Raw genomic sequence first — 25,268 nt, forward strand, 5'->3', positions numbered from 1 at the left:
CGAAGAAGGACGTCCCCGATCGGGTACCTACTGGGACTGCTCCTCGGGCTCCGGCACCCCGCGAAACACCCACAGCCGGATGAACACGTAGAGGTAGATGCCCTCGCAGCAGGCCGAGATGACGCGCGCCAGCTCGGCGTTGACCCCGAACCAGTGCAGCAGTGAGGACAGCCCCAGGATGAAGATGACGTACTGGCTGACGACCCCGGCCATGTAGCCCGCCCCCTGCTGGACGACGTGCCCGTGGGCCTGGAAGTTCAGCCACCGGTTGAGCAGGAAGGAGTAGACGGCCGCGATGGCGTAGCCGACCGTGACCGCCACGGGGTAGAACCAGTGAAGGTGGTTGTAGAACACCCACAGGCAGGTGATGTCCAGGAAGAAGGCGGAGCCGTTGATGATCGCGTAGCCGATGAAGGTCACCGGCAGCCGACGGCGCACGAAGCCCGGCAGGACGGAGTGGATCGCCGTGATGAGGCGCAGGAAGACCTCCGGGGCGCGGCGGGTCGTGGAGGCGGAGGACTCGACGGTGGACGCAGCTCCTTCAGCGGTCGTGGTCCCGGGGGCGTGGTCGTCCGTCGCAGTTCCTGCCATGAGGTGTCCTTCCCTGTGAACGCTCCTGTCAGGGGGAGTCTTCCCCGACCGCGCCGGTTGGGCAAGTTCCGGAAGGAGGAACAGCGGCCCGCCGGCTCATCCTTGCGGCGGAGAGGCGACCGGCGTCAGGGCCTGGGCGACCTCGCGGCGTAGGAGCTCGCCGCCGGCGTCGGCCGGGTGGTGGATAGTGCGCAAACCCACCTCGCGGGCCGCGGCGATGTTGGTGGCGTTGTCGTCGACGAACAGGGCCTGGTCGGCGGCCACCCCCGCCAGCTCCAGCAGTCGGTGGAAGTAGGCGGCATCCGGCTTGGCCACCCCCAGCGTGCAGGAGTAGCCGTCGATGTCGCACAGGCCGTCATAGCCCAGCTCCTCGCGCATCCAGGCCCGGCGTTCCCACTGCTGGTTGGTGGCCAGGACCGTGGTGTAGCCCGCCTCGCGCAGGTCACCCACCAGCTGCCAGGCCAGCGGGTCGGGTGTGGCCCGGTGCCACATCTCAAGCAGGTCCGATGCGTTCAGTTCCAGCCTCAGATTGCCCACTACCCGCTCCAGCAGCTCGGTGAGGGTCTCCCGGCCCGTCAGGGCGTCAGTCTCACCATCGATCATGGCCTGGGCGAAGGTAGGGCCGCCGCCGCGGGTCAGCGCCTCGCCCCACGGGGTGCCGATGAGCTGCAGAACGCCGTCGGCATCGAGCAGGACGGCGCGCACGGGCGTGGACGAGGCGGGCGGGATGACTGGCTGAGAGATACTCACACCCCGATTCTGCCCTACCTCACGGTGGGTTTGCTTGGGAGGTCGGTCGGGGCGTGGGGCGCACCGGTGGAAGACTGGGGCCATGACTGATGCCGCCAGCACCCCCACCCGTGACGCTGCCGAGATCCTGCGCGACGACGACGCCTACACCGATTCGCTCATCGACTTCGTCACCGCCTCTCCCAGCTCCTACCACGCCGCCGCCGAGGTCGCCCGCCGCCTGGAGGGGGCCGGCTTCACCGGCGCCGATGAGACCGTCTCCTGGCAGGAGGACCTGCCGCGGTGCGGCTACGTCATCCGCGATGGCGCCATCGCCGCCTGGGCTCTGCCCGAGACACTCGCCCCGAGGGCAGGCCTGCGCATCGTCGGCGCCCACACCGACTCCCCGGCCCTCAAGCTCAAGCCCGCCGCCGCCCTCGTCCGCTCCGGCTGGCAGCTCATCAACGCCGAGGTCTACGGCGGCCCCCTGCTCGCCTCATTCCTCGACCGCGAGCTGGGCCTGGCCGGGCGCCTGACCACCCGCGACGGTGCCGTCCACCTTGTGCGCACCGGCCCCATCGCCCGCGTGTCCCAGATCGCCCCGCACCTGGACCGCAGCGTCAACGACACCCTCCACCTGGACCGCCAGACCCACCTGCTGCCCCTGTGGTCGCTGGCCGGACCCGATACCGCCCCCGACGCCGTCGAGACCCACCTGTGCGAGATTGCCGGCATCGATCCGGCCGAGCTCGCCGGCCACGACGTCCTGACCTACCCCACCCAGGCGCCCGCTCGCTTCGGCCGCGACGGAGAGTTCCTGGCCTCCTCCCGCCTGGACAACCTCTCCTCCGTCCACGCCGGACTGGTCGCCCTCGAGGCGCTCGCGGCCGCCGAGACCGAGCCCGCCGAGCCCGTCATCCTGGTCGCCTTCGACCACGAGGAGGTCGGCTCGGACACCCGCTCCGGGGCGGGTGGCCCCTTCCTCGAGACGCTCCTGCGGCGCCTGGCCCGGGTCCTGGGCGTCAGCGGTGACGGCCTCGAGGCCCTCATGGCCCGCTCGACCTGCGTGAGCGCCGACGCGGGGCACTCCGTCCACCCCGCCTACTCCCACCTGCACGACCCGGCCGTCCAGCCGCTCATCAACCATGGCCCCCTGCTCAAGATCAACGCCCAGCAGCGCTACGCCACTGACGCCACGGGCGCTGCGATCTGGGCGCGGGCCTGCACCGCCGCGGGCGTGCCCAGTCAGGACTTCGTCTCCAACAACGCCGTGCCCTGCGGCTCCACCATCGGCCCCATCACCGCCACCCGCCTCGGCATCACCACGGTCGATGTCGGCGTGCCCCTGCTGAGCATGCACTCGGCCCGCGAGATGTGCGGCGTCAAGGACGGACCCTGGCTCGCCCAGGCCCTGCACGCCTACTGGCAGGGGGCCTGAGCGTGGCGGGGAAGCGGGGCGGACGCAGGGGCCGGCCGGACTCGCCGATCCGCGCCGCCGGCGTGCACGGCGCCTCCCCCTGCCCCTGCGGCAGCGGGCGCACCTACGCCCAGTGCTGCGAGCCGCTCCACGACGGCGCCCCGGCGCCCACCGCCGAGGCCCTCATGCGCTCGCGCTACACGGCTTTCGTCGTCGGCGACGAGGACTACCTCTTCCGCACCTGGCACCCGCGCACCCGTCCCGAGGGGCCCTACTGCCACCCCGGGACCCGGTGGACGGGACTGACCATCCACGAGACCGTCGATGGCGGGGCGGACGACGAGACCGGCATTGTGGAGTTCACCGCCACCTACCGCAGCGGCGACGGGTGCGGGGGAGTGGTGGACGACGCCCTGCACGAGCGTTCCCGCTTCACTCGCCGCGCCGGCCGCTGGCTCTACCTCGACGCCGTCGGATAGCCCGCTGCATACGGCGATCGGGGCCCGCTTCGGTCCCGATTCGGTCGACTCAGCCGGCGTCGGTCACAACGATCTTTCCTATTGTGCGCCCGCTCTCGATGAGGCGGTGAGCTGCCCGTATCTGCGCAGCATTGCGAGGCGTGAGCGTCTGGGACGCACTGCCACGGATTCTTCCGCTGTCGATGAGCTCGGCGATGGTGGAGAGGATGTGGTGCTGGGTGATCAGATCGTAGCCGTGCCTGGGGCGGGCGAACATGAACTCCCAGTGCCATGAGATGGCCTTGTCCTTGAGCGCGTACAGGTCCAGGTCTCGCTCGTCGTCGATGGCGACGATCTCCCCGAAAGGACGAACCACCGTGGTCAGCAGCGGCACGCGCCCTCGGCTCTGCGGGGTGAAGACGTAGTCGACGCCGTCCGGTGCGATGGCGAGAACCTGCTGTGCGAGGTCCTCGGCGAAGTGGTCCACCACGGCGTCGGCACCCAGTGACCGGACCCAGTCGCGGGACTCCTCACGTGAGGCAGTGGCGATGACGGAGACATCAGTGAGGGCCTTGGTCAGCTGGATCACCATGGAGCCCACCCCTCCGGCGGCTCCCAGCACAAGGATCGTGCCTGCGGAGTCCCTGCTCAGGTGGAGCTTGTCGAAAAGAGCCTCCCACGCGGTGAGGGAGGTCAGGGGCAGCGCCGCCGCACTCGCGTAGTCCAACGAGCTCGGCTTCGGTCCAACGATGCGTTCGTCCACGAGCTGCAGCTGTCCGTAGGAGCCAGGACGCTCCAGTGCTCCGGCGTAGTAGACGTCATCGCCGGGCTGGAAGAGGGTGGTCTGCTCGCCGACCGCGATGACCGTTCCCGCTGCATCCCATCCCAGGATGCGTTCCTCGCCGCCGGCGTGGTTGAGGGCGGCGCGCACTTTGACGTCAACGGGGTTGACGGACAGTGCCTTGACCTCCACGAGGATGTCGTGGCCAGTGGGAGCCGCCGGGGCGGGGACGGTGGCATCGACCAGGGCATCCGGGATGTCCACCGAGCCTCCGGATCGAGTGACGACAGCGGTCATGGTGCGTTGGGTGTCAGGGCTGCTTGAGGGCATCGATAGCTCCTTGCTCTCCTTGCTCATCGGCTTGTGCCAGGTTCGACGGACGTGCACCGTCAACGAGCACACACCGTAGTCAGAAGAAAGTGGTTACCCGCAATGACCCCTACTATCAAGAAGATAGTGTGGTGCTGGTGCGTCGGCCGTGACGACGTCCGGATACCCAGGGACTCGTGGGCGCGCCGTAGGCCCGCAGCACCTTCAGCGTCCGATGTCGAGGGCTCGGGTGTGTTCCCGACGAACTGTGCGCAGTGGTGATTCCCCGGGACATGGCCCTGGGGAATCACCTTCGCATCGACACGCGACCTACGGCGTCGACCTCGCGTGAGTCAGCGCATGCGCGTATCGGGACTCGGCCCATTCGCGAAGCGCGAATACCGGTTCGACGGCGCTCCGGCCGACCTCCGTCAGGGAGTACTCCACGTGAAGAGGAACCTCCGGGATCACCTCTCGGTGCACGAGCCCATGGTCCTCCAACCGGCGCAGCATAGCGGTCAGTACCTTCGGCGAGATGCCTTGAAGGCGCCGTTGCAGCTCCCCGAAGCGCAACGGTCCCTCGGCCAGTGCGCCGATGGCCAGCGCGGACCACTTGTTGGCCACGACCTCCAGAAGATCGCGGCACGGGCACTGCGAGGAGTACACGTCCCCGCGGTGCCTTTGCGCACTGGGTGCCGTCGAATGGCTGCTGCCCAAGGATCTACCTCCAGAAGATGGATACGTCGCATGCGACTGAGGACTTCCCAAGAGATAGTACTAGTGTCGGGCGGTCCGAGGACTCGCTCAGCTCCAGGTGCCGCGCCAGTACTGGATGGGCCAGGGGGCCTCGTCCCAGGAGCGTGCCCCCAGGTCGGCCGCCCAGCGCAGCGGCAGGTAGGGGTCGCGCAGGGCGGCCCGGCCCACGGCGATCGCGTCGGCCTGCCCGGCGATGAGCGCCTGCTCGGCCTGGGCCGCCTCCTCAATGAGACCCACGCCCACCACCGGGACGTCGCTGCCGGCCACGGCCCGCTTCACCTGCTCGGCCAGCGGCAGCTGGTAGCCGGGCCCCACCGGCACCGCGGCCGGGACGTTCCCGCCGCTGGAGATGTGCAGGACGTCGACGCCGGCCTCCACCAGCTCGCGGCTGAAGGCGGCGGTCTCCTCACCGGTGACGCCGCCCTCGGCCCAGTCCGAGGCCGACAGCCGGATGTCGAGCACCGTCTCCGACCCGATGGCCTCGCGCACGGCCCGCACCACCTCAAGCGGGAAGCGTTGCCGGTTCTCCACGCTTCCGCCGTAGGAGTCGGTGCGCTGGTTGGACAGGGCGGAGCGGAACTCGTGGATGAGGTAGCCGTGGGCCCCGTGGATCTCGACGACGTCGTAGCCGGCCTCGACGGCGCGCCGCGCGGCCGCCGCGAAGGCCTCCACGATTCGACCGATCCCGGCCTCGTCCAGCTCGGTGGGAACCGCGTGCTGGGTGAAGGGGATCGCGCTGGGGGCCAGCAGCTCCCATCCCTCCAGGGTGCCGGTGCGCGCGCCCTCCACCTTGGGGCGCCACGGTGGGGTCCCTGACTTGCGGCCGCCGTGCCCGATCTGGATACCCGCCAGGGCCCCGCCGGCGTGGATCGCCTCCACCAGGCGGCGCTGGCCGGCGACCTGCTCATCCGACCACAGCCCCAGGTCGTTGGGGGACAGGCGCCCCTCCGGGGTGACCGCCGTGGCCTCCACGATGACCGTGCCGAAACCTCCCACCGCGCGGCTGGCGTAGTGGACCACGTGCCAGTCGGTGACGACGCCGTCCTGCGCCTCGACCGAGTACATGCACATCGGCGGCAGCCACAGGCGGTTGCGGGCGGTCAGCCCGCGCATGGTCATCGGCTCAAGAATGCGCAGCGCGCTGGAGGAACTCATGGCCTCACGCTACTCTCCCGACCGCTCGGCCGACATGGGGCGGGAATCACCCGTGCGATGGCGCCATGGAACCCATAGGCTCCCGGGCGTGATCTCGCGTCCCGTCCCCGTCTCCGACCCTGTCCAACGGCCCGTCCCCGTCTCCGACCCTGTCCAACGGCCCGTCCCCGTCTCCGACCCTGTCCAACGGCCCGTCCCCGTCTCCGACCTTGTCCAACGGCCCGTCCCCGTCTCCGACCCTCACCACCGGCCCGCTCCCATCACCCACGGACCCGACGACGTCGCCCTCGTCTTCGAGAGCGGCGGCATGCGCGGGGCCTACACGGCCGGCCTCGTGCGCGTCATGCTGGAGGCCGGTCTCTCCTTCCCCTGGGTCGGGGGTATCTCAGCGGGCTGCACCAACACCTGCAACTTCGTCTCCCGGGACACCTGGCGCACCCGTGAGGCCTACCTGGGACTGACCACCGATCCCCAGGCCGGCGGCTGGGGCAGCTTCGTGACCGGCAAGGGCTACTTCAACTCCGAGCACATCTACCTGCACACCTCCGCCCCCGACGAGTCCATCCCCTTCGACTGGGAGACCTTCGCCGCCTCACCCACCACGGTGCGCCTGGGCGCCTTCCGCTGCGACACCGGCGAGGAGGTCTACTGGGGCCTGGAGGACATGCCCACCATGGGTGACCTGTTGGTGCGGGCCCGGGCGTCGTCGTCGATGCCGGTGCTCATGCCCATGGTCGAGGTCGACGGCGCCCCCTACGTGGACGGCGCCGTCGGGCCCACCGGCGGCTTCGCCATCGATGCCGCCCGCGTGGACGGCTACGACAAGCTGCTCGTGGTCATGACCCGCCCCGAGGGCTACCGCAAGCCGCCCATGCGTCGCCACGAGATCGAGATCCTTCAGCGGCTCTACCCCCGCTACCCGGCCCTGGTCCAGGCCGTCATCGACCGCCCCGAGAACTACAACCGCACCGTCGAGGAGCTGGAGCAGCTGCGCAGCCAGGGGCGCGCATACCTCTTCCGGCCCGAGCGCATGCCCATCGCCAACGGCGAGCTGCGCTACGACCGCATCGTCACCGCCTTCGAGGCCGGACTGGCCCAGGCCCGCCGCGAGCTTCCCGCCATTGAGGCCTTCCTGGCGAGCTGAGCTCAGTGCGGCAGGGCGACGCCATAGCGGTCGATGTCTTGGCCCTCATCGAATCCGAAGGTGATGATCGGGGGCACCGGCCTCCCGCCGTCGAGGGAGGCGGCCAGCAGCTCCAGGACGTGGCGCTCGTGCGGCGGGACCGCCTCGGGCAGGTCGGTCAGTGAGAACCAGCGCAGACCCGCGTTCTTGGCCGGCTCACGCACGGCCGGCGTGCCCGTCCAGGTCCGCAGCGTGAAGAACAGGTCGATGCGCTGCTCCAGGGCCGCGCCGCCCAGGTCATTGGTGCGGTGCATCGCCGTCAGCGCGTCGAGGTCCTCCGCCTCGACGCCGATCCCCAGCTCCTCATCGGTCTCGCGCAGAGCCGTCTCCAGGACGCTCTCGGCGGCCTCGACGTGCCCCGAGGCGCCGCAGGCCCAGTGCCCGTCCATGTAGCCGGTGTTCCGCCGCAGCTGGAGGAGCACCTGGGTCGCGCTGCTCGCCGCTCCGGCGGCCCGGTCCACGGCACCCGGATCGGGACGCAGGAGGTAGACGTAGGCGGCGGGAACGAGGGTGAAGGAGTGGGCTGCCATGGCGACCACCGTAGACCAGGTGCCGGAGCGGAGCCGGACGGGTGGGGGATATGAGGAGAACGGTCGGGATACGGAAGACGGGGACTCATGAAACCATCAGGAATGTAGGCAATGCTCCGGTGCAGTCAGTCATCAGTGGCCGTCTACGGCAGCTTTGCAGCGTGCCCGTCCTGGGGCATCTGAGAATCACCTCGACGGTAACGCTGCCGGCTCGACGTCGGACAACTAGGATCCACCCTGGGGTGACGGGAGATCTCGGCCCCAGTCCGCGGATCCGACGTCGCCGCCGACCGCCAGTCGTCGACACGATCAATGATGACCGATGCCGACCTGAGCCCGACCGACGCCCCGTTGACGTCGATTGACGACGCTGCTTGAGGAGGACCCGATGCAGACCAGCCTTACTCGGCTCACAGCCGACGACGGAACGCGTCTGGTCGTGCACATCTGGCTCCCCGAGTGGCTCATCGACGGCTCCCTCCTGGTGGCCGACGCCCCCGAGACCGACTCCCCAGCGCCCACCTCGGCCGCGCCGCGTCCGCAAGTACCCGGCGCCGCCCGCCCCCGGGGCATCATCGTCATCGCCCACGGCATGGCCGAGCATGCCTCGCGCTACGCCCGCTTCGCCGCCTCGGCGGTGGAGGAGGGCTATGCGGTCCTGGCCGGCGACCACCGCGGCCACGGGGCCACCGCCGCCCCGGGCGGCTTCGGCTTCGTCGCCGAGAAGGGCGGCTGGGAGAGGGTCGTGGCCGACATGGGCACCGTGCTGGACGCGGCTCGGCGGGCCTGGCCCGATGTTCCGGTCTTCCTGGTGGGCCACTCCTGGGGCTCCTTCCTGGCCCGCGACCTGGCCGCGCGCCGCGGCGGTGAGCTGGCCGGCCTCATCCTGCTGGGGACCGGCTCAGGAACTGGTGCGCTGACCCGTCCCGCCGTCGCGGTCTGTGCCGGGGAGTCCCGGCTGCGCGGCCCGCGCCACCCCTCTCGGCTGCTCAACGCGCTCGCCTTCGGCCCCTACCAGCGCCACTTCGCCCCCAACCGCACCGAGGCCGACTGGATCAGCCGGGACGTTCATGAGGTCGACCGCTACGTCGCCGACCCCTGGTGCGGATTCGTGTGCACCGCCAGCTTCTTCCGCGACCTCGTTGCCGGAGGAAGGGCCGTCAATACGGCCGCCCACGCCACGGCCGTGCCCGCGCAGCTGCCCATGCTCCTGGCCTCCGGTGACCGGGACCCGGTCGGCGCCATGGGGCGGGGCGTCCAGCGCTCCGCCACCCTTTACCGTCGCGCCGGCGTGCGGGAGGTCTGCGTCATCCTCTATCCGGGCGGGCGCCACGAGCTGCTCAACGAGACTAATCGGGATCAAGTCACCGGCGACATCCTCACCTGGATCGACGGACACCTGCCTGAACTGTGAGAACCGACGGGTAATCACGGATTTCAAGGCAGTTAACCGCGCCATCGTTGTAGGAAACCTACAAGTTGCGCGGTGGCTCTTCGGTGGGAACCGGTCGTTCGTCAGTTCTGTGATCCCCGTAGGGTGGGGCCATGGTCACCAAACTCTCCTCCACGTCAGCCGCCGGCAGCCTCGCCCACAGTCCCGCGCTCGCCCGCGTTCGCGAGGCCGGCCTGGTCCTGGCCGGAACGCTCTCCCTGATCCTCATCGGCCAGATCACGATCCCCCTGCCCTTCACTCCCGTTCCGATCACCATGGGCACCTTCGCGGCCCTGGGTGTCGGTGCCGTGCTCGGCTCGCGCCGTGGCGCCCTGTCTGCGCTGCTCCTCGGTGCCCTGGCCGCTGTCGGTGCCCCGGTCCTGGCCGGTTGGAGCGGCGGCACCGTCGTGACCTTCGGTTACGTCATCGGCTACACCCTCATCGCCGCCATCGCCGGACGCGCCGCCACCGTGTGGTCGCGCCACTCCGGCTCTGTGACCTCCCGGGTCGCCACCGGCATCGCCCTCATGCTGCTGGCCTCGGCCTCGGTCTACGTCCCGGGCCTCATCTGGCTGAAGGTCGCCACGGGCGCCAGCTGGAGCACTGCCCTGAGCCTGGGGCTGGTGCCCTTCATCGTGGGAGACATCCTCAAGTCCGTGGTCGCCACCGGCCTGCTGCCCGCGCGCATTCGCCTTCGCTGACCGTCTGACAACGCGGGTCTGACCCTCCGTGTGCCCCGCCGGGTTCCGCGCTCGGTGGGGCACACGGGCCTCAAGGCCCGTTTCGGGGTGGTCGGCGGGGGTTAGAGTGCCCGTATGAGTCAGCCCGAAAGGCGGGCCGCACCCGTCCTGTCCGTCATGGACATGGTCCCCGTCAGCGCCGGATGCAGCCGCACCGACGCTCTCACCGACATGATTGCCCTGGCTCGAGCCGCCGACGCCGCCGGCTACGAGCGCTACTGGTTGGCCGAGCACCACGGCTCCACCACCTACCTGTCCTCGGCGACCATCGTCCTCATGGGGCAGGTCCTGGCCGCCACCGAGCGTCTGGGTGTCGCCTCCGGTGGGATCATGCTGCCCAACCACGCCCCGCTCGTCGTCGCCGAGCAGATCGGAACCCTGGCCACCCTCTACCCCGGTCGCGTCGACCTGGGGCTGGGGCGGGCCCCGGGCACCGACCAGCGCACGGCCGCCGCGCTGCGACGAGGGGCCTCCGATCCAGGGCGTTTCGCCGAGGAGATCCTGGAGATCCTCACCTATCTCGGCGACGAGCCCGTGCCGGAACGGGTCCCCGGCTCCCTTTTCCTGGGCGCCCCCGGCATTCCCGACGACGCCCTCCACGCCCCTGAGCCCGGTGGCCCCCGGGTGCGGGCCATCCCCGGGGAGGGCACCCACCCGACCGTGTGGGTGCTCGGCTCCTCGGTCAACGGCGCCCGCGTGGCCGGCCGGCTCGGACTGCCCTTCGCCGTCGCCTCGCACTTCGCCCCGGTCCAGGCCGAGGCGGCGATCGCCACCTACCGCTCCGTCCTGGAGTCCCGCACGGAAGGTGCCCCCGTCCCCCAGAGCGCGCCGGACGTCCCGCGGGTCGCGGCCGCCGTCAACGTCATGGTGGCCCCCAGCCAGGAGGAGGCCCGCCTGCTGTTCAGCACCGCCATGGCCGCTGCCGCCCGCATCGTCGGCAACCGGCCCGGGCCCCTCGATCCGCCCAGCCAGGACCCTCATGCCTGGCGCGCCTACGCACCCGGCAGGGAGGATGCCGTCGAGGCGGCCATGTCCCTGTCCTTCGTGGGCACCGCCGACGACGTCGCCGCCCGGCTACGTGAGCAGGCCGCCCGGTGGGACCTTGACGAGATCCTCGTAGTCACCTACGCCCACGCCCCGGCCCTGCGACGCCGCTCCTACGAGCTGCTCGCCCGAGCCTGGAACGCCTGAACGCGCTGGTATCTCACGGTTTGACGCGTGTTCCACGTGTCGGTCCTGTTTCCTCGGTGGACGTAGTATCCCCGCCTATGGGCGGTGCCTGAGCCCCTCAGCGCGCCGGAAACCCTGTGTCCCAGTGATCATCCCAGTCAGTTCCATGCCCCATGGAGGTCGCATGAACAACGCCCTGACAGTGTCGCGCCGTGGCTTCGGGCTCGGCGCGGCCGCCTTCGGCCTGCTCCTGGTCTCAGGATGCTCGCGCGGATCGGGTTCGGAAGGAGGTGGGCTAGGCAGCGGCAGCGGCAAGCTGACTCTGGCCTACAACTCCGACGGTCCTCACAAGACCTGGGTTGAGGCCGTGTGCCACTCGGTGTCCAACGTCCTGGGCATCACTATGGAGCCCTTGCCGGTGGCCCAGTTCTCCGAGATGCGCACCGCCATCACCAATCACACTCTGCTCGGCGTCTTCCGCTCCGGATGGTCGGCCGACTACCCCTCGCTGGAGAACTTCCTCAACGCCACCTTCCAGACCGGCGCCAGTGCCAACGACTCCCAGTACTCCTCGAAGACCTTCGACGACCTCCTGGCCAAGGCGGCAGGCTCCGCTGACCCCCAGACCGCCTACGGCTACTTCCGTCAGGCCCAGTCCCAGCTCTTCGCCGACCTGCCCGGCATCCCGCTGTGGTACCAGAACGGCTTCGGCGGCTACTCCCGCAACGCCTCCAACGTCGACTTCAACTGGACCGCTGTCCCGGTCTACGAGGAGGCCCGCTCCAGCGCCAACGGCGGCGTCGTCCTGGCCAATCTCTCGGAGCCGCAGAACTCCTTGCTGCCCACCAACACCAATGAGTCCAACGGTGGGCGGGTCCTCGACCTGGTCTTCGCCGGCCTGGTCCGCTACGACAAGGACGGCAACGTCATCAACGAGGTGGCCTCCTCCATCGAGACCAAGGACAACCAGCATTACACGATCACCCTCAAGCCGGGCTGGACCTTCTCCGACGGCAGCCCGGTGACCGCCGACTCCTTCATCAAGGCCTGGAAGTTCGGCGCCCTGCTGTCCAACGCTCAGCTCGGCTCCTCCTTCTTCGAGAGGATCAAGGGATTCTCCTACGACGAGGACTCCGAGCTGACGGGGCTGACCAAGGTGGATGACCTCACCTTCACGGTCGAGCTGAACGCTCCGGCGTCGGACTTCAAGATCAGCCTGGGGCACTACGCCTACTATCCGATGCCCGAGTCGGCCTTCGCCGATCCCAAGGCCTACGGCGCCAAGCCGGTGGGCAACGGGCCCTACCGGCTTGTCTCCTGGGACCACGACAGCCGGATCGTCCTGGAGCCCAACCCCGCCTACGCCGGCGGGCGCACCGTGGCGAACAAGGGCATCACCTTCAAACTGTACACGAGCTATGACTCGGTCTACAACGACCTGCTGGCCGATGCCATCGACATCACTGACGGAGTCCCCGACTCCTTCCTGCCCATCTTCCAGAAGCAGCTGGGCGAGCGTGCCATCAACAAGCCGGCCGCCTACTTCCAGGGACTCGCCATCGACGTCACCCACGAGCACTGGAAGATGGACGAGGAGGGACGCGCCCGCCGCGCCGCCATCTGCCGGGCCATCGACCGCAAGCTCATCTGCGACAAGCTCTACTACGGCACCCGCACGCCCGCCAAGGACTTCACCGCTCCCACCGTTGTGGGCTGGACGCCGGATGTCCCGGGCAACGAGGTCCTCACCTACGACCCGGACGAGGCCAGACGCCTGTGGGCCAAGGCCGAGGCCATCTCCAGGTTCTGATCGGGAGGAAGAAGGAGACATGCTTCGCTACGTCGCACGCAGGCTGCTGCAGATGGTCCCGGTGTTCTTCGGTGCCACGCTGCTCATCTACGCCATGGTCTTCGCCCTGCCGGGCGACCCGATCGCCGCGCTCGGGGGCCAGCGCTCGCTCAGCCCCGAGGTGATCGACCAGATCAAGGCCAGCTACCACCTCGACAAGCCCTTCATCGTCCAGTACCTGCTCTACCTCAAGGGACTGTTCACCCTGGACCTGGGCCAGTCGCTGCGGGGGACCGAGTCCGTCCTCGACGTGCTGGTGCGGGCCTACCCGATCACCATCAAGCTCTCCCTCATGGCCCTGGCCTTCGAGGCCATCGCGGGCATCGGCTTCGGCCTCATCGCCGGAGTGAGGAAGGGCGGCTGGTTCGACGCCACCGTCCTGGTGCTCTCCCTGGTGGTCATCGCCGTGCCCACCTTCGTCATCGGCTTCGTCCTGCAGTTCATCGTCGGGGTCCGCCTGGGATGGCTGCCCGTGACCGCCGGCGAGAGCCCCGGCTTCACCGAGCTCCTCATGCCCGCCATGGTGCTGGGTGCCGTCTCCTTCGCCTACGTGCTGCGCCTGACCCGTACCGAGGTGGCCGAGAACCTCACCGCCGACCATGTGCGCACTGCCCGGGCCAAGGGCCTGAGCGGGGCCCGCGTCATGATCGTCCACGTCCTGCGCAACTCCCTGGTCCCCGTCGTCACCTTCCTGGGTGCGGACCTGGGGGCCCTCATGGGAGGCGCCATCGTCACCGAGGGCATCTTCAACATCAAGGGAGTGGGAGGCACCCTCTACTCCGCCATCATCCGCGGCGACGGCCCCATGGTCGTGTCTTTCACCACCGTGCTCGTGCTCGTCTTCATCATCTCCAACCTCCTGGTGGACCTGCTCTACGCCGCCCTGGACCCGAGGATCCGCTATGCCTGAGAACACCACGTCCCCCACTACCCGTCCGGGCCAGGAGCGCTTCGTCATCGCCGACGACGAGATCGGCCTGGGCGCCGTCGACGCCGTCGCCGACGAGTCCGCCCCGGCCTCCGTCTGGGTCGACGCCTGGAGGCAGCTGCGCCGTCGGCCCATCTTCTGGGCGGCCTCGGTGCTCATCGCCGTGGCCGTGGCCTTCTCCCTGGTCCCCGGGCTCATCGCCCCGCGCGACCCCGGCTACTGCACGCTGGTCAACTCCTACCAGGGGCCCTCCTGGGGCCACCCCTTCGGATTCGACATCCAGGGCTGCGACATCTTCGCCCGCACCGTCCACGGCGCCAGGGCCTCGGTGAGCGTGGGCATCTTCACCACCCTCATCGTGGTCCTCGTGGGCTCGGCCGTCGGGGCCCTGGCCGGGTTCTTCGGCGGGTTCTTCGACGCGCTGCTCTCGCGCGTCACCGACATCTTCTTCGCCGTGCCCTTCGTCCTGGCGGCCATCGTCGTCATGCAGATGTTCCGCAACGACCGCTCGATCCTGACCGTCATCCTGGTCCTGGCCCTGTTCGGCTGGCCCCAGATCGCCCGCATCACGCGAGGCTCGGTGATGAGCGTCAAGAACGAGGACTATGTGACCGCCTCGCGGGCGCTGGGCTCGGGACGCGTGGCCATGCTGCTGCGCCACGTCATGCCCAACGCCGCCGCCCCCATCATCGTGACCGCTACCGTCGAGCTCGGCGTCTTCATCGTCTCGGAGGCCACCTTGAGCTTCCTGGGCATCGGGCTGCCCTCCTCGGTCGTCTCCTGGGGCGCGGACATCGCGGCCGCCAAGGACGCCCTCAACAGCCACCCCAGCGTCCTGCTCTTCCCCTCCGGCGCACTGGCCCTGACCGTGCTCGGCTTCATCATGCTCGGCGACGTCGTCCGCGACGCCCTGGACCCGAAGGCCCGCAAGTGACACCCTCCAACGCATCCACCGCCACCGCCTCAGGCGCCTCCGACAAGACCTTCGCCCCCGCGCCCTCCTGGAAGGCCGAGAGCGACCCCCTCCTGGAGATCCGTGACCTGGAGGTCGCCTTCCGCTCCTCGACCGGGCTCGTCCCGGCCGTGCGCAAGGCGAACCTGACCCTCTACCCCGGCCAGTCGGTCGCCATCGTGGGGGAGTCGGGCTCGGGCAAGTCCACCCTGGCCCACGCCGTCATCGGGCTGCTGCCCGGAACCGGTCGGGTCACCGGCGGCACGATCCGCTTCCAGGGCCGCGACATCACCCACCTGGGCACCCAGGAGCTCACCGCCCTGCGCGGCTCCTCCATCGGCCTGGTGCCCCAGGACCCCATGTCCAATCTCAACCCGGTGTGGTCCATCGGCTTCCAGGTCAAGGAGGCGCTGCGGGCCAACGGCCTGGCCGGCGTCGCCGACGACCGCCTCGCCCACCTCATGGCCGAACATGCCGGGCACGCCGGACACACCGGGCACGCAGACCGCGCCCAGAAGGCGGCCACCTCGGCCGGCGGGCGCATCGACGTCGACGAGCAGGTGGCCCTCCTGCTGGAGCAGGCCGGTCTGCCCGAGGCCTCCCGGCGGGCCAAGCAGTACCCCCACGAGTTCTCCGGCGGCATGCGCCAGCGCGCCCTCATCGCCATCGGCCTGGCCGCCCGCCCCGACCTGCTCATCGCCGATGAGCCCACCAGCGCCCTGGACGTCACCGTCCAGCGGCGCATCCTCGACCACCTCCAGACCCTCGTGCGCGAGCTGGGCACCGCGATGCTCTTCATCACTCACGACCTGGGGCTGGCCGCTGAGAGGGCCGAGCACATCGTCGTCATGCACCGCGGCCGGGTCGTCGAGTCCGGTCCCAGCCTCGAGGTGCTCCAGGACCCCCGTCACCCCTACACCCAGCGGCTGGTCAAGGCCGCCCCCTCCCTGGCCTCCCGGCGCATCGAGTCCGCCCACGCCCGCGGCATCCAGGTCACCGACGACGAGCTCCTGGGCGCCAGCCTGGGATCGAGCGCCACCGAGGAGATCCTGCGCGTGGAGCACCTCACCAAGGTCTTCGAGGTGCGCGGCGCCAAGGGCAAGGACAAGACCCTCACCGCCGTCGACGACGTCAGCTTCGGTATCCGCAAGGGCACGACGACGGCGCTCGTCGGCGAGTCCGGCTCGGGCAAGTCCACGGTCGCCAACATCATCTTGAACCTCATCGACCCCACCTCCGGCAAGGTGTTCCACGACGGGGTGGACCTGTCCACCCTGGGGCCCAAGGAGCTCTTCGCCCTGCGGCGCATCATGCAGCCGGTCTTCCAGAACCCCTACGGCTCCCTGGACCCGATGTACTCGATCTTCCGTGTCGTCGAGGAACCGCTGCGGGTCCACGGGATCGGCACCGCCAAGGAGCGCGAGGCGCGCGTCGCCGAGCTGCTCGACATGGTCTCCCTGCCGCGCTCGGTCATGCGCCGCTATCCCCACGAGCTCTCCGGCGGTCAGCGCCAGCGCGTCGCCATCGCCCGCGCTCTGGCCCTCAAGCCGCAGATCGTCGTCCTCGACGAGGCGGTCTCCGCCCTGGACGTGCTGGTCCAGGCCCAGATCCTGCGCCTGCTGTCCGACCTGCAGTCCGAGCTGGAGCTGACCTACCTGTTCATCACCCACGACCTGGCCGTCGTGCGCCAGATCGCTGACGACGTCGTCGTCATGGAGCACGGGCGCATCGTGGAGTCCGGGGCCGCCGACGAGCTCTTCGCCAACCCGCGCCAGGACTACACCCGCGAGCTCATCCGGGCCGTCCCCGGAGCCGGCATCGACCTCTACGGCGATGAGGCACCCTCCGGGTCCGAGAGCTGAGGATAGACGTCTGACGACGCGGCGGTGGACTTTCAATCCACCGCCGCGTTTCCTTTCCCCTCGAATATCGACCAGTTGGGCATTTCCTGAATGCTGGAAATGTATCCATTGAGTTTCGCTCGGCAGGTATTGTGACCCTGTTCATTTGTTCGTACACGGTGTCACCTTCACGGCTGTCAGGTGCTCGTGCCACGGGCTGGTGTTCCATGCACCGGTGGGTTGTCCGAAGGAGGAGAACGCATGCTCCCGTACCTGGCGCGCCGGATCGCGAACTACGCGGTCCTGCTGTTCATCGCAACGTCGTTGGCCTATCTGCTGGCCTCGGCCTCCCTGGATCCCTCGGCCCTGTGGAACCGTCAGGATCCCTCCCTCAACTGGGACGCCATTCACGCCAACCTCGTGAAGTACAACATCAGTCACGACCTGCCCGTGTGGGACCGCTACGTCACCTGGCTGCGCAACGTGCTCTTCCACTGGGACTGGGGGCGCACCCCCAAGGGTGAGCTCATCAACACCCTCATCGGCACCAAGATCTTCGTCTCGGTGCGGCTGGTCTTCCTGGGTGCAGCCATCGGCATGGTCGGGGGAGTGGCCCTGGGGGCCTGGACCGCCACGCGCCAGTATCGCTTCTCCGACCGCGCGATCTCCCTGATCTCCATGATTATCATCTCCACCCCCGCCATGGTCATCGCGATCCTCCTGCAGGTCCTGGCCGTCCAGATCAACCGCAGCTCCGGCTTCCAGATCTTCGAGTTCACCGGTGAGGGGGAGGGCGCCCTCGGTCGCCTCCAGCACCTGCTGCTTCCCACCCTGTCGATGTCGCTGGGCGGTATCGCCTCCTACTCCCGCTTTCAGCGCAACCTCATGCTCGACACCCTGGGCGCCGACTACGTGCGCACCGCCCGCGCCAAGGGCCTCATCAAGCGCAAGGCGCTGACCCGCCACGCGCTGCGCACCGCGCTCATCCCCATGGCCACCTACTTCGCCTTCGCCCTGGCCACCCTGTTCACCGGTGCTGCCATCACCGAGCGGGTCTACGGCTGGCACGGCATGGGCGAGTACTCCATCAGCGCGATCTCCGGTATGGACATCAACGGAGTGACGGCCGTGGTCGCCTTCTCCGGGCTGTGCACCCTCACCGGCGCGCTCCTGTCCGATGTCTTCGTGGCGATCGTCGACCCGAGAGTGAGGGTGAGCTGACCCATGGCGCGCAATGCTGAACCCAACGGGATGGCCTCCATCGGCAAGCAGATGACGGTGGGCGGCTACGCCGCCGTCGAGCAGGGCGGGGAGGCCCCGCTGAGCCCCGATGACCTGGGCGACATCACCAAGGAGACCCCCAGGGACTCCCGGCGTCTGACCCGCAGGCAGATCATCACCCGGCGCTTCTGGCGCAACAAGGGGGCCGTCGTCGGCGCGATCGGCTTCCTGCTCATGGTGCTCTTCGCGCTCCTCGGTGACGCCGCGACCCACTGGACCTTCACCGACGTCGACTCCTCCGCCTTCCTGCAGGCCCCCAGTGCCGATCACTGGTTCGGCACCACCCAGGGCGGCCGCGACGTCTACGCGATGGTCGTGGAGGGCACCCGCAAGTCCATGATGATCGGCGTCTTCGTCGCCCTGCTCCAGACGGGCATCGCCGCCGTCATCGGGTCCTCCGCCGCATACTTCGGCGGCTGGTGGGAGAAGATCGCCCTGTGGGCCACCGACCTGCTCCTGGTGGTGCCCTCCTTCCTCATCATCGCGATCCTCTCCCAGCGGGCCGGAGCCGCCAAGGGCTCCATCGCGCTGTTCATCATCCTGCTGGCCGGCTTCGGGTGGATGCTCACGGCCCGCGTGGTGCGCTCCCTGACGCTGAGCGTGAAGAACCTGGAGTACGTCAATGCCGCCCGCTTCATGAACGTGCCCAGTCCCGTCATCATCGCCCGGCACATCCTGCCCAATATCGCCTCCCTGCTCATCGTGGACGCCACCATCAACGTGGCCTACGCCGTCATCAGCGAGACGACGCTGTCCTACTTCGGTTTCGGGGTCCAGTCGCCCAACACCTCCCTGGGCACCCTCATCGCCGAGGGGCAGCGCTCCGCGACCACCTACCCCTGGATCTTCCTGGCCCCGGCCGCCGTGCTCGTCCTCATGCTCCTGTGCGTCAACGTCATGGGTGACGGTCTGCGCGATGCCATCGATCCCTCGTCCAAGTCAGGAGGCAAGGCATGAGCCCCACGAGCAGCACCCGCACGTCCGCCGAGGCCACGAAGAGTGCCGCGGCCGTGCCCGCCGTCGATGCCCGCAGAGGCGACGACGCGCTGCCGGACCCCACCAGCACGGCTCCGCTGCTGGAGGTCACCGACCTGCAGGTCTCCTTCCCCTCCGAGGACGGGCGCGTCAACGCCGTGCGCGGAGTCAACCTGTCCGTCGCCCGCGGTGAGGTGCTGGCCCTGGTCGGCGAGTCCGGCTCGGGCAAGTCCGTCACCTCGACGGCGGTCATGGGACTGCTCGACGAGTCCGCCGAGGTCACCGGCTCGGTGCGCCTCCACGGCACCGAGCTGCTGGGGCGGCCCGACGGCTACATGTCCCGTATCCGCGGCTCCCAGGTCGCCATGGTCTTCCAGGACCCGCTCAGCGCCCTGACCCCCGTGTACACGGTGGGCGCCCAGATCGTCGAGGCCCTGAGGATCCACCAGCCCGGCATGAGCGAGGCGGACGCCCACAAGCGCGCCGTCGAGCTGCTCGACCTGGTGGGCATCCCCAACCCGCAGGTGCGTGCTAAGGCTTACCCCCACGAGTTCTCCGGCGGCATGCGCCAGCGGGCCGTCATCGCCATCGCGATCGCCAACGACCCCGATCTCATCATCGCCGACGAGCCCACCACGGCCCTCGACGTCACCATCCAGGCCCAGATCCTTGACGTGCTGCGTACCGCCCAGAAGGAGACCGGTGCCGGCGTCATCATGATTACCCACGACCTGGGGGTCGTGGCCGGTATGGCGGACCGGGTGGCCGTCATGTACGCCGGGCGCATCGTGGAGACCGGCGACGTCGACGACATCTTCTACCGCTCGCGCATGCCTTACACGATCGGCCTGCTCGGCTCCCTGCCCCGTCTGGACGCGCGCAAGGACTCGGCCCTGGCCACCCTGGAGGGCAATCCGCCCTCCCTGCTCGAGCTGCCCCGAGGGTGCCCCTTCATCCCCCGCTGCCCCATGGCCCAGGCCGAGTGCGCCCAGGAGGAGCCGGAGCTCACCCTCGTGGAGCGCGACGGGACCGACGGCCAGGAGGCCGGCTCCGGCGCCCAGTACTCGGCCTGCCACCGCCGCGACGAGATCGAGCGGGACCAGCTCGACTACTCCCACATCTACCCCGTCCCGGCGCTCAAGACTCCCGAGACCATGAGCCTGCCGCACGCCGAGCGCCCCGAGGTCCTGCGCGTCACCGACCTCGTTAAGGAGTTCCCCCTCATGAAGGGCGCCGTCTTCAAAAGACGCGTGGGCACCGTCCACGCCGTCGACGGCGTCTCCTTCGACGTCCGCCGGGGTGAGACCCTGGCCCTGGTCGGCGAGTCCGGATGCGGCAAGACCACCACCCTCATGGAGGTCCTCTCCCTCCAGGCGCCCCAGGAGGGCACGATCGTGGTCCTGGGCAAGGACACGGCCGACCTGGGGCGGGCCCAGCGCCGCCAGGTGCGCCGCGACCTGCAGATCGTCTTCCAGGACCCCATGGCCTCCCTGGACCCGCGCCTGCCGATCTTCGACATCATCGCCGAGCCGCTGCGGGCCAACGGCTGGAAGAAGGCGGATATCGGGCCGCGCATCGAGGAGCTCATGGAGCTCGTCGGGCTCGAGCCCAGCCACGCCAACCGCTACCCGCGCAACTTCTCCGGCGGGCAGCGCCAGCGCATCGGCATCGCCCGCGCCCTGGCCCTCGAACCCAGCCTCCTGGTCCTCGATGAGCCGGTCTCCGCCCTGGACGTGTCCATTCAGGCCGGTGTCATCAACCTGCTCGACGAGCTGCGCGCCACCATGGGCCTGAGCTACCTCTTCGTGGCCCACGACCTGTCAGTGGTGCGCCACATCGCCGACCGCGTCGCCGTCATGTACTTGGGGCGGATCGTGGAGATCGGCGACGTCGACACCATCTTCGAGGCCCCGGCCCACCCCTACACCCAGGCCCTGCTCTCGGCGATCCCCATCCCGGACCCGGCCAAGGAGCGCGGCCGCAGCCGCATCGTCCTGGAGGGCGACATGCCCAGCCCCGCCAACCCGCCCTCGGGTTGCCGCTTCCGCACCCGCTGCCCGAAGTTCGCCTCAGGACTCACCGACGACGAGCGCTCGGCCTGCCTGGGAGCCATGCCGGAGTTCCGCTCCCAGGGCGAGGACCACGACGTCGCCTGCTACTACCCCGAGCGCACCGCGGTCTTCTGAGGTCCCCCGCCCCGAGTCCTCCCATCGCACTGTCCACCGATCCAGTCCACCGATCCAGTCCACCGATCCTGCCCACCACCGCGCGCCGACGACGGCGCCCTTAGTGAACGGAGATTCCCATGAAGCTCAACCGTCGCATGTTCCTTGCCACGACGGCCTCCGCGGCCGTCCTGACCGCCCTGGCCGCCTGCGCCAAGAACGGCTCCGGCTCCTCGGGCTCCACCGCCGGCGTGCCCACCGCCGCCCCCGACGAGCTCCAGGACGGGGGCACGCTGCGCTTCGGCATCGGCTCGGCTCCGGCGAACTGGAACGTCGCGACCGTGGACGGCAACGTCGTCGACACACGGCTGGTCATGAAGTTCGTCGCCCCCTACGTCGTCGACTGGGCCGAGGACGGCAAGGCGACGCCGAACCCCGACTTCCTCACCAAGCTCGAGGCAGCGGAGGCCGGTGGCAAGACCGTGGTCACCGTGGCCGTCAACGAGAAGGCCACCTGGGGCAACGGACGCAAGTGGGACTCCGAGGACATCAAGGCGTTCTTCGACCACGTCAAGGACCCCAGCTACTCCTGGGCCACCGTCGAGGGAATCGACAAGGTCGAGAAGGTCGAGATCGTGGACAAGCAGACCGCCAAGGTCACCTTCAACTCGGTCTACCCCGACTGGTCCTACGCCCTGGCCGGCATCAGCCCCAAGGAGCTCATGGCCGATGCCAAGACCTTCAACGAGTCGATGGCCGGCGCCACCAAGTTCAACAACGACTACTTCGCCGGCCCCTTCAAGATCAAGAGCTACGACGAGTCCAAGCAGGTCATCACCCTGGAGCGCAACGACAAGTGGTGGGGCGCCGCCCCCAAGCTCGAGACCGTCACCCTGCACGTCCTGGACGACTCGGCCATGGGACAGGCCTTCGCCAACAAGGAGATCGACGTCCTGGACTACATCTTCTCCGCCGACGTCTACCAGCAGGCCAGCGGCCGTGACGACGCCGAGGTCCGCCAGAACACCGGCCTGCAGTGGCGCCACATCATGTTCAACGCCTCCTCCGGCCCCCTGGCGGACAAGGCCGTGCGCCAGGCCATCACCCGGGCCTGCGACCGCGAGGCCATCGCCGCCTCCGACCTGGCGGGCCTGCCCGTGGACGCCAAGAAGACCCTCATGGGCAACCGCTTCTTCCTGCCCGTCCAGGAGGGCTACCAGGACAACTCCACCAGCTGGGGACACGACGTCGAGGCCGCCAAGAAGCTGCTCGACGGCGCCGGCTGGGTGGCCGGCTCCGACGGCGTGCGCGCCAAGGACGGCACGAAGCTCGAGCTGGTGATGACCATCCCCTCCAACGCCCCGGTGGCCACCAACGAGGCCAACCTCCTTCAGAAGCAGCTGGGCGAGGTCGGCATCAAGCTCAGTGTCTCCACGGTCGAGATCGACAAGTACTTCCCGGAGTACATCAACAAGAAGAACTACGCGCTGACGGCCTTCACCACCGAGAACACCCAGTACCCCCTGGCCAACGTGGGCCAGTACTACGCCTCGACCAGCCAGTCCAACTACACCGGACTGTCCGTTCCCGAGGTCGACCAGCACGTCGCCAAGATCGGCTCGACCCCCGACGGCGCTGAGCGCAACAAGCTCGCCAACGAGCTCGACAAGATCCTGTGGGAGAACGTCTTCAACATCCCGATCTACCAGCGCATGCAGCTGACCGCCGTGCCCAAGACGCTGCGCAACTTCGGCGCCCAGGGGCTGGCCTCCTTCCGGCCCGAGAGCATCGGCTACGTCAAGAGCTGAGCCGGTGCCCTCAACCGGAGCGGATGACGACGGACGCGAGCCGGTGCGGCATGATGCGCCCGTGCAAGAAGACGTGCCCACCACCGTGACCACCACTGTGCCTCCGGTCATGCCGACCGTCGTCATCCGCTCCCTGCCGGCCCGCCTGGGCACCGTCCTCATCGGCCTGGCCGCGGTGGGGATGTCCCTGACGATCGGCCTGGCCGACGGCGCCGCCCACGGGCTGCGCACCCTGGCCTGGGCGGGGCTGCTCACCTTCCTCACCTGGCTGCTGTGGTGGGCCCCGCAGATCACCCTGGCCCCGCGGGCCCTCACCATCCGCAACGCCTGGCGCACTCACGTGCTGGGCTGGGACGAGGTCGAGATGTGCCGCACCCGTTGGGGGCTGTCGGTCATCACCCGTGACGACGTCGAGGTGCGGGCCTCGGCCGCTCCCCGCCGCGGCGGCATGGCCGAGTCCTTCCGGCGCCGCCAGGAGCTGCGCGAGCAGCAGGAGCGGCGCGACGGCCTGCGGGACACCGAGCCGGCCCCGGCGGTGCGCCCGGAGTACCTGGTGGGGGAGGGGACTCACCGCACCAACCTCGACACCGGTGATGCCGGGGCCCTCATCGAGGCCTACGCCGAGCAGGTGCGCAGCCTTCCCGCTCGGGCCGCGGACGATGCGGCGCCCGGCGCGGCTACCGGCGCCACCAGCGGCCTCAACCGTCCGGTCGTCGCCGCCGCCGGACTGCTCGCCGTCGCGCTCGCGGCAGTGACCGTGCTGCTGTGACGTGGCCTACCACTGCTCCGATGGACGGCGAGACGGACGAGTGCGCACTGGGAGTGCGGCGGGAGGGGTAGTCGAATGAAGCTGATGGCGGAGGACTACGTCGTTGAGTTTCTTGTGTCGCGAGGCCTGTATGTTCTGGCGAATTCGGCAGTTCCAGTATTGCTGGCGATAGCTGTCGCATCGGAGGGCTACAGCGCCTCCGGTGTCGGGCTCGTTCTCGGCGTGGGTGCGCTGCCGGGCATCCTGGGTGCGTTGTTGGCTCCGCAGATGCTGGTCCACGTCAGCCCCAAGACCATGTTCGGCGGTGCGGCAGCCGCATGGATCGTCATTTGTGGCGGGATCGCGATACTGAGTCGTGCCGGATCGGTTGGCCTCGGCGTCTACGTCACTGTGTCGTTCACATTGGAGTTTGTCGCATCGATCATGTATCCAACGATGGGGTCCTATGTCGCAGACCTTGTGCGATCGGATCTGCTGGATCGGATGAATTCTGCCAGGGCTGTCGTCGCTGGTCTGTGCGCGGTCGCCGGCCCTGGAGTTATCGCGCTGGTGCAGTCATGGCGAGGTGTTTCAGACGCTTGGTGGTTGGTATCCCTACTGATGCTCGTGTGCCTGCTCTCCCAGAGCCGCCTGCCGAAGGGGCGCAGAACGGGTGGTGCGGATCGCGTGACCGCGCTGAAGCGGGGACTGCAGGCCGCTGCACGTTCCCGAGGTGTTCTCGTTGTGCTGGTCGCCTCCGGGGTGTGGCACTTTACTGTGTGGGGGAGTTACATGACGCTATTCCCCGTCGTGCTGCGCGATGAGTATCAGGCGTTATGGTTCATCGGTGTCAGCGAGTCCTTGTTTGCGGTCGGTGGAATCGTGGGGTCCATGGTTCGTCTGCCATCCCGCTTGTCGCGCCCAGTGCTCTGCCTGGTTGCGCTTCTCAGCTTCGTTCCGGTTCCGGTCAGCGTGGTGCTCGGTGCGCCTCTGTGGCTGGTCGCTGTGTCCCTCTTCGTGTCAAGTGCTGTGATTGCGTCGACGAGTGTGGCTTGGGAGACGTTTCTTCAGTCTCGAGTCGAGCGTGATGCACTGCCTTCTGTGCTCGCCTTGGACTACCTCGCCGGGGATGGTGTCGCGCCGCTTGGCTATGTGGCTGTTCCTGCCCTTGCGGTGTGGCTGGGGCAGGGCGAGGGTGTGCTGATGACCGCTGGGGCATGCGTCGTGGTGCTGCTCGGGTGCCTGTGGGCATATGCCGTTTCTCCGGAGGTGGAGGACGTCGAATCGGCTGCGGAGTGATCGGCAGCTCGTGGTTCGCAGTTTCGCGATGCGGTTGATGCTGCCGGTGCCTGAATGGTCGAGGTGAGGGGCGGCACATGCCGGGTGTTGGCCCGGCCATGGCAGGTCGCGACCGGCGTCCTCTAGTCTTTCTCTGTTTCGTGCCCTGTGGTCGGTGCCTGAGCGGTGCCT

General features: G+C 68.9%; 22 protein-coding genes. 16 read left to right on the top strand and 6 right to left on the bottom strand.

Features of this window, described 5'->3' with window-relative positions:
* Positions 1–27: 27 nt before the first annotated feature.
* Together FK267_RS05370 and FK267_RS05375 are read right to left on the bottom strand one after the other, a co-directional pair.
* Entirely contained in the window at positions 28–591 is a 564-nt protein-coding gene (locus tag FK267_RS05370) for a GtrA family protein (protein ID WP_141406550.1), read from the bottom strand.
* Positions 592–687: 96 nt separating this feature from the next.
* On the bottom strand, positions 688–1,341 hold the full coding sequence (locus FK267_RS05375; protein ID WP_141406551.1) for an HAD-IA family hydrolase: 654 nt from the start codon (positions 1,339–1,341) through the stop codon (positions 688–690).
* Positions 1,342–1,423: 82 nt separating this feature from the next.
* On the opposite strand from FK267_RS05375, the gene FK267_RS05380 reads away from it, so the two are divergent.
* Together FK267_RS05380 and FK267_RS05385 are read left to right on the top strand one after the other, a co-directional pair.
* On the top strand, positions 1,424–2,758 hold the full coding sequence (locus FK267_RS05380) for a M18 family aminopeptidase (protein ID WP_141406552.1): 1,335 nt from the start codon (positions 1,424–1,426) through the stop codon (positions 2,756–2,758).
* Positions 2,759–2,760: 2 nt separating this feature from the next.
* The gene (locus FK267_RS05385; protein ID WP_141406553.1) at positions 2,761–3,216 is read left to right on the top strand and encodes a YchJ family protein; all 456 of its coding nucleotides are present in this window, start codon (positions 2,761–2,763) and stop codon (positions 3,214–3,216) included.
* A gap of 49 nt (positions 3,217–3,265) precedes the next feature.
* Here FK267_RS05385 and FK267_RS05390 read toward each other — a convergent pair whose 3' ends face one another.
* The 3 genes from FK267_RS05390 to FK267_RS05400 all read right to left on the bottom strand — a co-directional run bounded on the left by FK267_RS05390 (position 3,266) and on the right by FK267_RS05400 (position 6,196).
* A complete protein-coding gene (locus tag FK267_RS05390; protein ID WP_141406554.1) occupies positions 3,266–4,306 on the bottom strand; it encodes a zinc-binding alcohol dehydrogenase family protein in 1,041 nt (346 codons plus the stop codon).
* Between the two features lie 309 nt (positions 4,307–4,615).
* Complete coding sequence (locus FK267_RS05395) at positions 4,616–4,951, bottom strand: winged helix-turn-helix transcriptional regulator (RefSeq protein WP_141406555.1); 336 nt, start codon at positions 4,949–4,951, stop codon at positions 4,616–4,618.
* 138 nt (positions 4,952–5,089) lie between these two features.
* Positions 5,090–6,196 (bottom strand): NADH:flavin oxidoreductase/NADH oxidase, encoded by a 1,107-nt coding sequence (locus tag FK267_RS05400; RefSeq protein WP_141406556.1) that lies wholly within the window; start codon positions 6,194–6,196, stop codon positions 5,090–5,092.
* On the opposite strand from FK267_RS05400, the gene FK267_RS05410 reads away from it, so the two are divergent.
* A complete protein-coding gene (locus FK267_RS05410; RefSeq protein WP_373693186.1) occupies positions 6,171–7,340 on the top strand; it encodes a patatin-like phospholipase family protein in 1,170 nt (389 codons plus the stop codon). The genes FK267_RS05400 and FK267_RS05410 overlap by 26 nt on opposite strands.
* Positions 7,341–7,342: 2 nt before the next feature.
* On the opposite strand, the gene FK267_RS05415 is transcribed toward FK267_RS05410, so the two are convergent.
* The gene (locus FK267_RS05415) at positions 7,343–7,909 is read right to left on the bottom strand and encodes an NUDIX domain-containing protein (protein WP_141406557.1); all 567 of its coding nucleotides are present in this window, start codon (positions 7,907–7,909) and stop codon (positions 7,343–7,345) included.
* Positions 7,910–8,297: 388 nt separating this feature from the next.
* Here FK267_RS05415 and FK267_RS05420 point away from each other — a divergent pair, with 388 nt between their 5' ends.
* The 13 genes from FK267_RS05420 to FK267_RS05480 all read left to right on the top strand — a co-directional run bounded on the left by FK267_RS05420 (position 8,298) and on the right by FK267_RS05480 (position 25,097).
* Positions 8,298–9,323 carry an alpha/beta hydrolase gene (locus tag FK267_RS05420; protein ID WP_141406558.1) on the top strand — a complete coding sequence of 342 codons (1,026 nt, stop codon included), beginning with the start codon at positions 8,298–8,300 and terminating at the stop codon, positions 9,321–9,323.
* A gap of 131 nt (positions 9,324–9,454) precedes the next feature.
* Positions 9,455–10,042 carry a biotin transporter BioY gene (locus FK267_RS05425; RefSeq protein WP_141406559.1) on the top strand — a complete coding sequence of 196 codons (588 nt, stop codon included), beginning with the start codon at positions 9,455–9,457 and terminating at the stop codon, positions 10,040–10,042.
* Positions 10,043–10,156: 114 nt separating this feature from the next.
* Complete coding sequence (locus FK267_RS05430; protein WP_141406560.1) at positions 10,157–11,272, top strand: LLM class flavin-dependent oxidoreductase; 1,116 nt, start codon at positions 10,157–10,159, stop codon at positions 11,270–11,272.
* Positions 11,273–11,435: 163 nt separating this feature from the next.
* The gene (locus FK267_RS05435) at positions 11,436–13,061 is read left to right on the top strand and encodes an ABC transporter substrate-binding protein (RefSeq protein ID WP_141406561.1); all 1,626 of its coding nucleotides are present in this window, start codon (positions 11,436–11,438) and stop codon (positions 13,059–13,061) included.
* A gap of 19 nt (positions 13,062–13,080) precedes the next feature.
* Positions 13,081–14,010 carry an ABC transporter permease gene (locus tag FK267_RS05440; RefSeq protein WP_141406562.1) on the top strand — a complete coding sequence of 310 codons (930 nt, stop codon included), beginning with the start codon at positions 13,081–13,083 and terminating at the stop codon, positions 14,008–14,010.
* A complete protein-coding gene (locus tag FK267_RS05445; protein WP_141406563.1) occupies positions 14,003–14,962 on the top strand; it encodes an ABC transporter permease in 960 nt (319 codons plus the stop codon). The genes FK267_RS05440 and FK267_RS05445 overlap by 8 nt, the downstream gene beginning before the upstream one ends.
* Positions 14,959–16,842: a dipeptide ABC transporter ATP-binding protein gene (locus tag FK267_RS05450; protein WP_141406564.1), complete on the top strand. Its 1,884-nt coding sequence runs from the start codon at positions 14,959–14,961 to the stop codon at positions 16,840–16,842. The genes FK267_RS05445 and FK267_RS05450 overlap by 4 nt, the downstream gene beginning before the upstream one ends.
* Before the next feature lie 240 nt (positions 16,843–17,082).
* Positions 17,083–18,042: an ABC transporter permease gene (locus tag FK267_RS05455; RefSeq protein WP_003787284.1), complete on the top strand. Its 960-nt coding sequence runs from the start codon at positions 17,083–17,085 to the stop codon at positions 18,040–18,042.
* A 30-nt stretch (positions 18,043–18,072) separates the two neighbouring features.
* On the top strand, positions 18,073–19,059 hold the full coding sequence (locus FK267_RS05460; protein WP_141406667.1) for an ABC transporter permease: 987 nt from the start codon (positions 18,073–18,075) through the stop codon (positions 19,057–19,059).
* Positions 19,056–21,263 (top strand): ABC transporter ATP-binding protein, encoded by a 2,208-nt coding sequence (locus FK267_RS05465; RefSeq protein ID WP_141406565.1) that lies wholly within the window; start codon positions 19,056–19,058, stop codon positions 21,261–21,263. The genes FK267_RS05460 and FK267_RS05465 overlap by 4 nt, the downstream gene beginning before the upstream one ends.
* Positions 21,264–21,382: 119 nt before the next feature.
* A complete protein-coding gene (locus FK267_RS05470; RefSeq protein WP_141406566.1) occupies positions 21,383–23,050 on the top strand; it encodes an ABC transporter family substrate-binding protein in 1,668 nt (555 codons plus the stop codon).
* 73 nt (positions 23,051–23,123) lie between these two features.
* Positions 23,124–23,819, top strand: coding sequence for a hypothetical protein (locus tag FK267_RS05475; RefSeq protein ID WP_232622523.1), 696 nt, complete (start codon positions 23,124–23,126; stop codon positions 23,817–23,819).
* A gap of 75 nt (positions 23,820–23,894) precedes the next feature.
* Positions 23,895–25,097 (top strand): MFS transporter, encoded by a 1,203-nt coding sequence (locus FK267_RS05480; RefSeq protein ID WP_170198602.1) that lies wholly within the window; start codon positions 23,895–23,897, stop codon positions 25,095–25,097.
* Positions 25,098–25,268 lie beyond the last annotated feature (171 nt).

The sequence above is a fragment of the Actinomyces oris genome, assembly GCF_006546825.1.
Lineage (GTDB): Bacteria > Actinomycetota > Actinomycetes > Actinomycetales > Actinomycetaceae > Actinomyces > Actinomyces oris.

Bases quoted from the DNA above. Each gene is read 5' to 3' on its own strand.
- FK267_RS05400 (WP_141406556.1), bottom strand. From the start codon at position 6,196: ATGAGTTCCTCCAGCGCGCTGCGCATTCTTGAGCCGATGACCATGCGC.
- FK267_RS05445 (WP_141406563.1), top strand. From the start codon at position 14,003: ATGCCTGAGAACACCACGTCCCCCACTACCCGTCCGGGCCAGGAGCGC.
- FK267_RS05470 (WP_141406566.1), top strand. From the start codon at position 21,383: ATGAAGCTCAACCGTCGCATGTTCCTTGCCACGACGGCCTCCGCGGCC.
- FK267_RS05390 (WP_141406554.1), bottom strand. From the start codon at position 4,306: ATGCCCTCAAGCAGCCCTGACACCCAACGCACCATGACCGCTGTCGTC.
- FK267_RS05435 (WP_141406561.1), top strand. From the start codon at position 11,436: ATGAACAACGCCCTGACAGTGTCGCGCCGTGGCTTCGGGCTCGGCGCG.
- FK267_RS05420 (WP_141406558.1), top strand. From the start codon at position 8,298: ATGCAGACCAGCCTTACTCGGCTCACAGCCGACGACGGAACGCGTCTG.
- FK267_RS05465 (WP_141406565.1), top strand. From the start codon at position 19,056: ATGAGCCCCACGAGCAGCACCCGCACGTCCGCCGAGGCCACGAAGAGT.
- FK267_RS05425 (WP_141406559.1), top strand. From the start codon at position 9,455: ATGGTCACCAAACTCTCCTCCACGTCAGCCGCCGGCAGCCTCGCCCAC.
- FK267_RS05370 (WP_141406550.1), bottom strand. From the start codon at position 591: ATGGCAGGAACTGCGACGGACGACCACGCCCCCGGGACCACGACCGCT.
- FK267_RS05430 (WP_141406560.1), top strand. From the start codon at position 10,157: ATGAGTCAGCCCGAAAGGCGGGCCGCACCCGTCCTGTCCGTCATGGAC.
- FK267_RS05410 (WP_373693186.1), top strand. From the start codon at position 6,171: ATGCGCAGCGCGCTGGAGGAACTCATGGCCTCACGCTACTCTCCCGAC.
- FK267_RS05460 (WP_141406667.1), top strand. From the start codon at position 18,073: ATGGCCTCCATCGGCAAGCAGATGACGGTGGGCGGCTACGCCGCCGTC.
- FK267_RS05480 (WP_170198602.1), top strand. From the start codon at position 23,895: ATGAAGCTGATGGCGGAGGACTACGTCGTTGAGTTTCTTGTGTCGCGA.
- FK267_RS05380 (WP_141406552.1), top strand. From the start codon at position 1,424: ATGACTGATGCCGCCAGCACCCCCACCCGTGACGCTGCCGAGATCCTG.
- FK267_RS05455 (WP_003787284.1), top strand. From the start codon at position 17,083: ATGCTCCCGTACCTGGCGCGCCGGATCGCGAACTACGCGGTCCTGCTG.
- FK267_RS05440 (WP_141406562.1), top strand. From the start codon at position 13,081: ATGCTTCGCTACGTCGCACGCAGGCTGCTGCAGATGGTCCCGGTGTTC.
- FK267_RS05415 (WP_141406557.1), bottom strand. From the start codon at position 7,909: ATGGCAGCCCACTCCTTCACCCTCGTTCCCGCCGCCTACGTCTACCTC.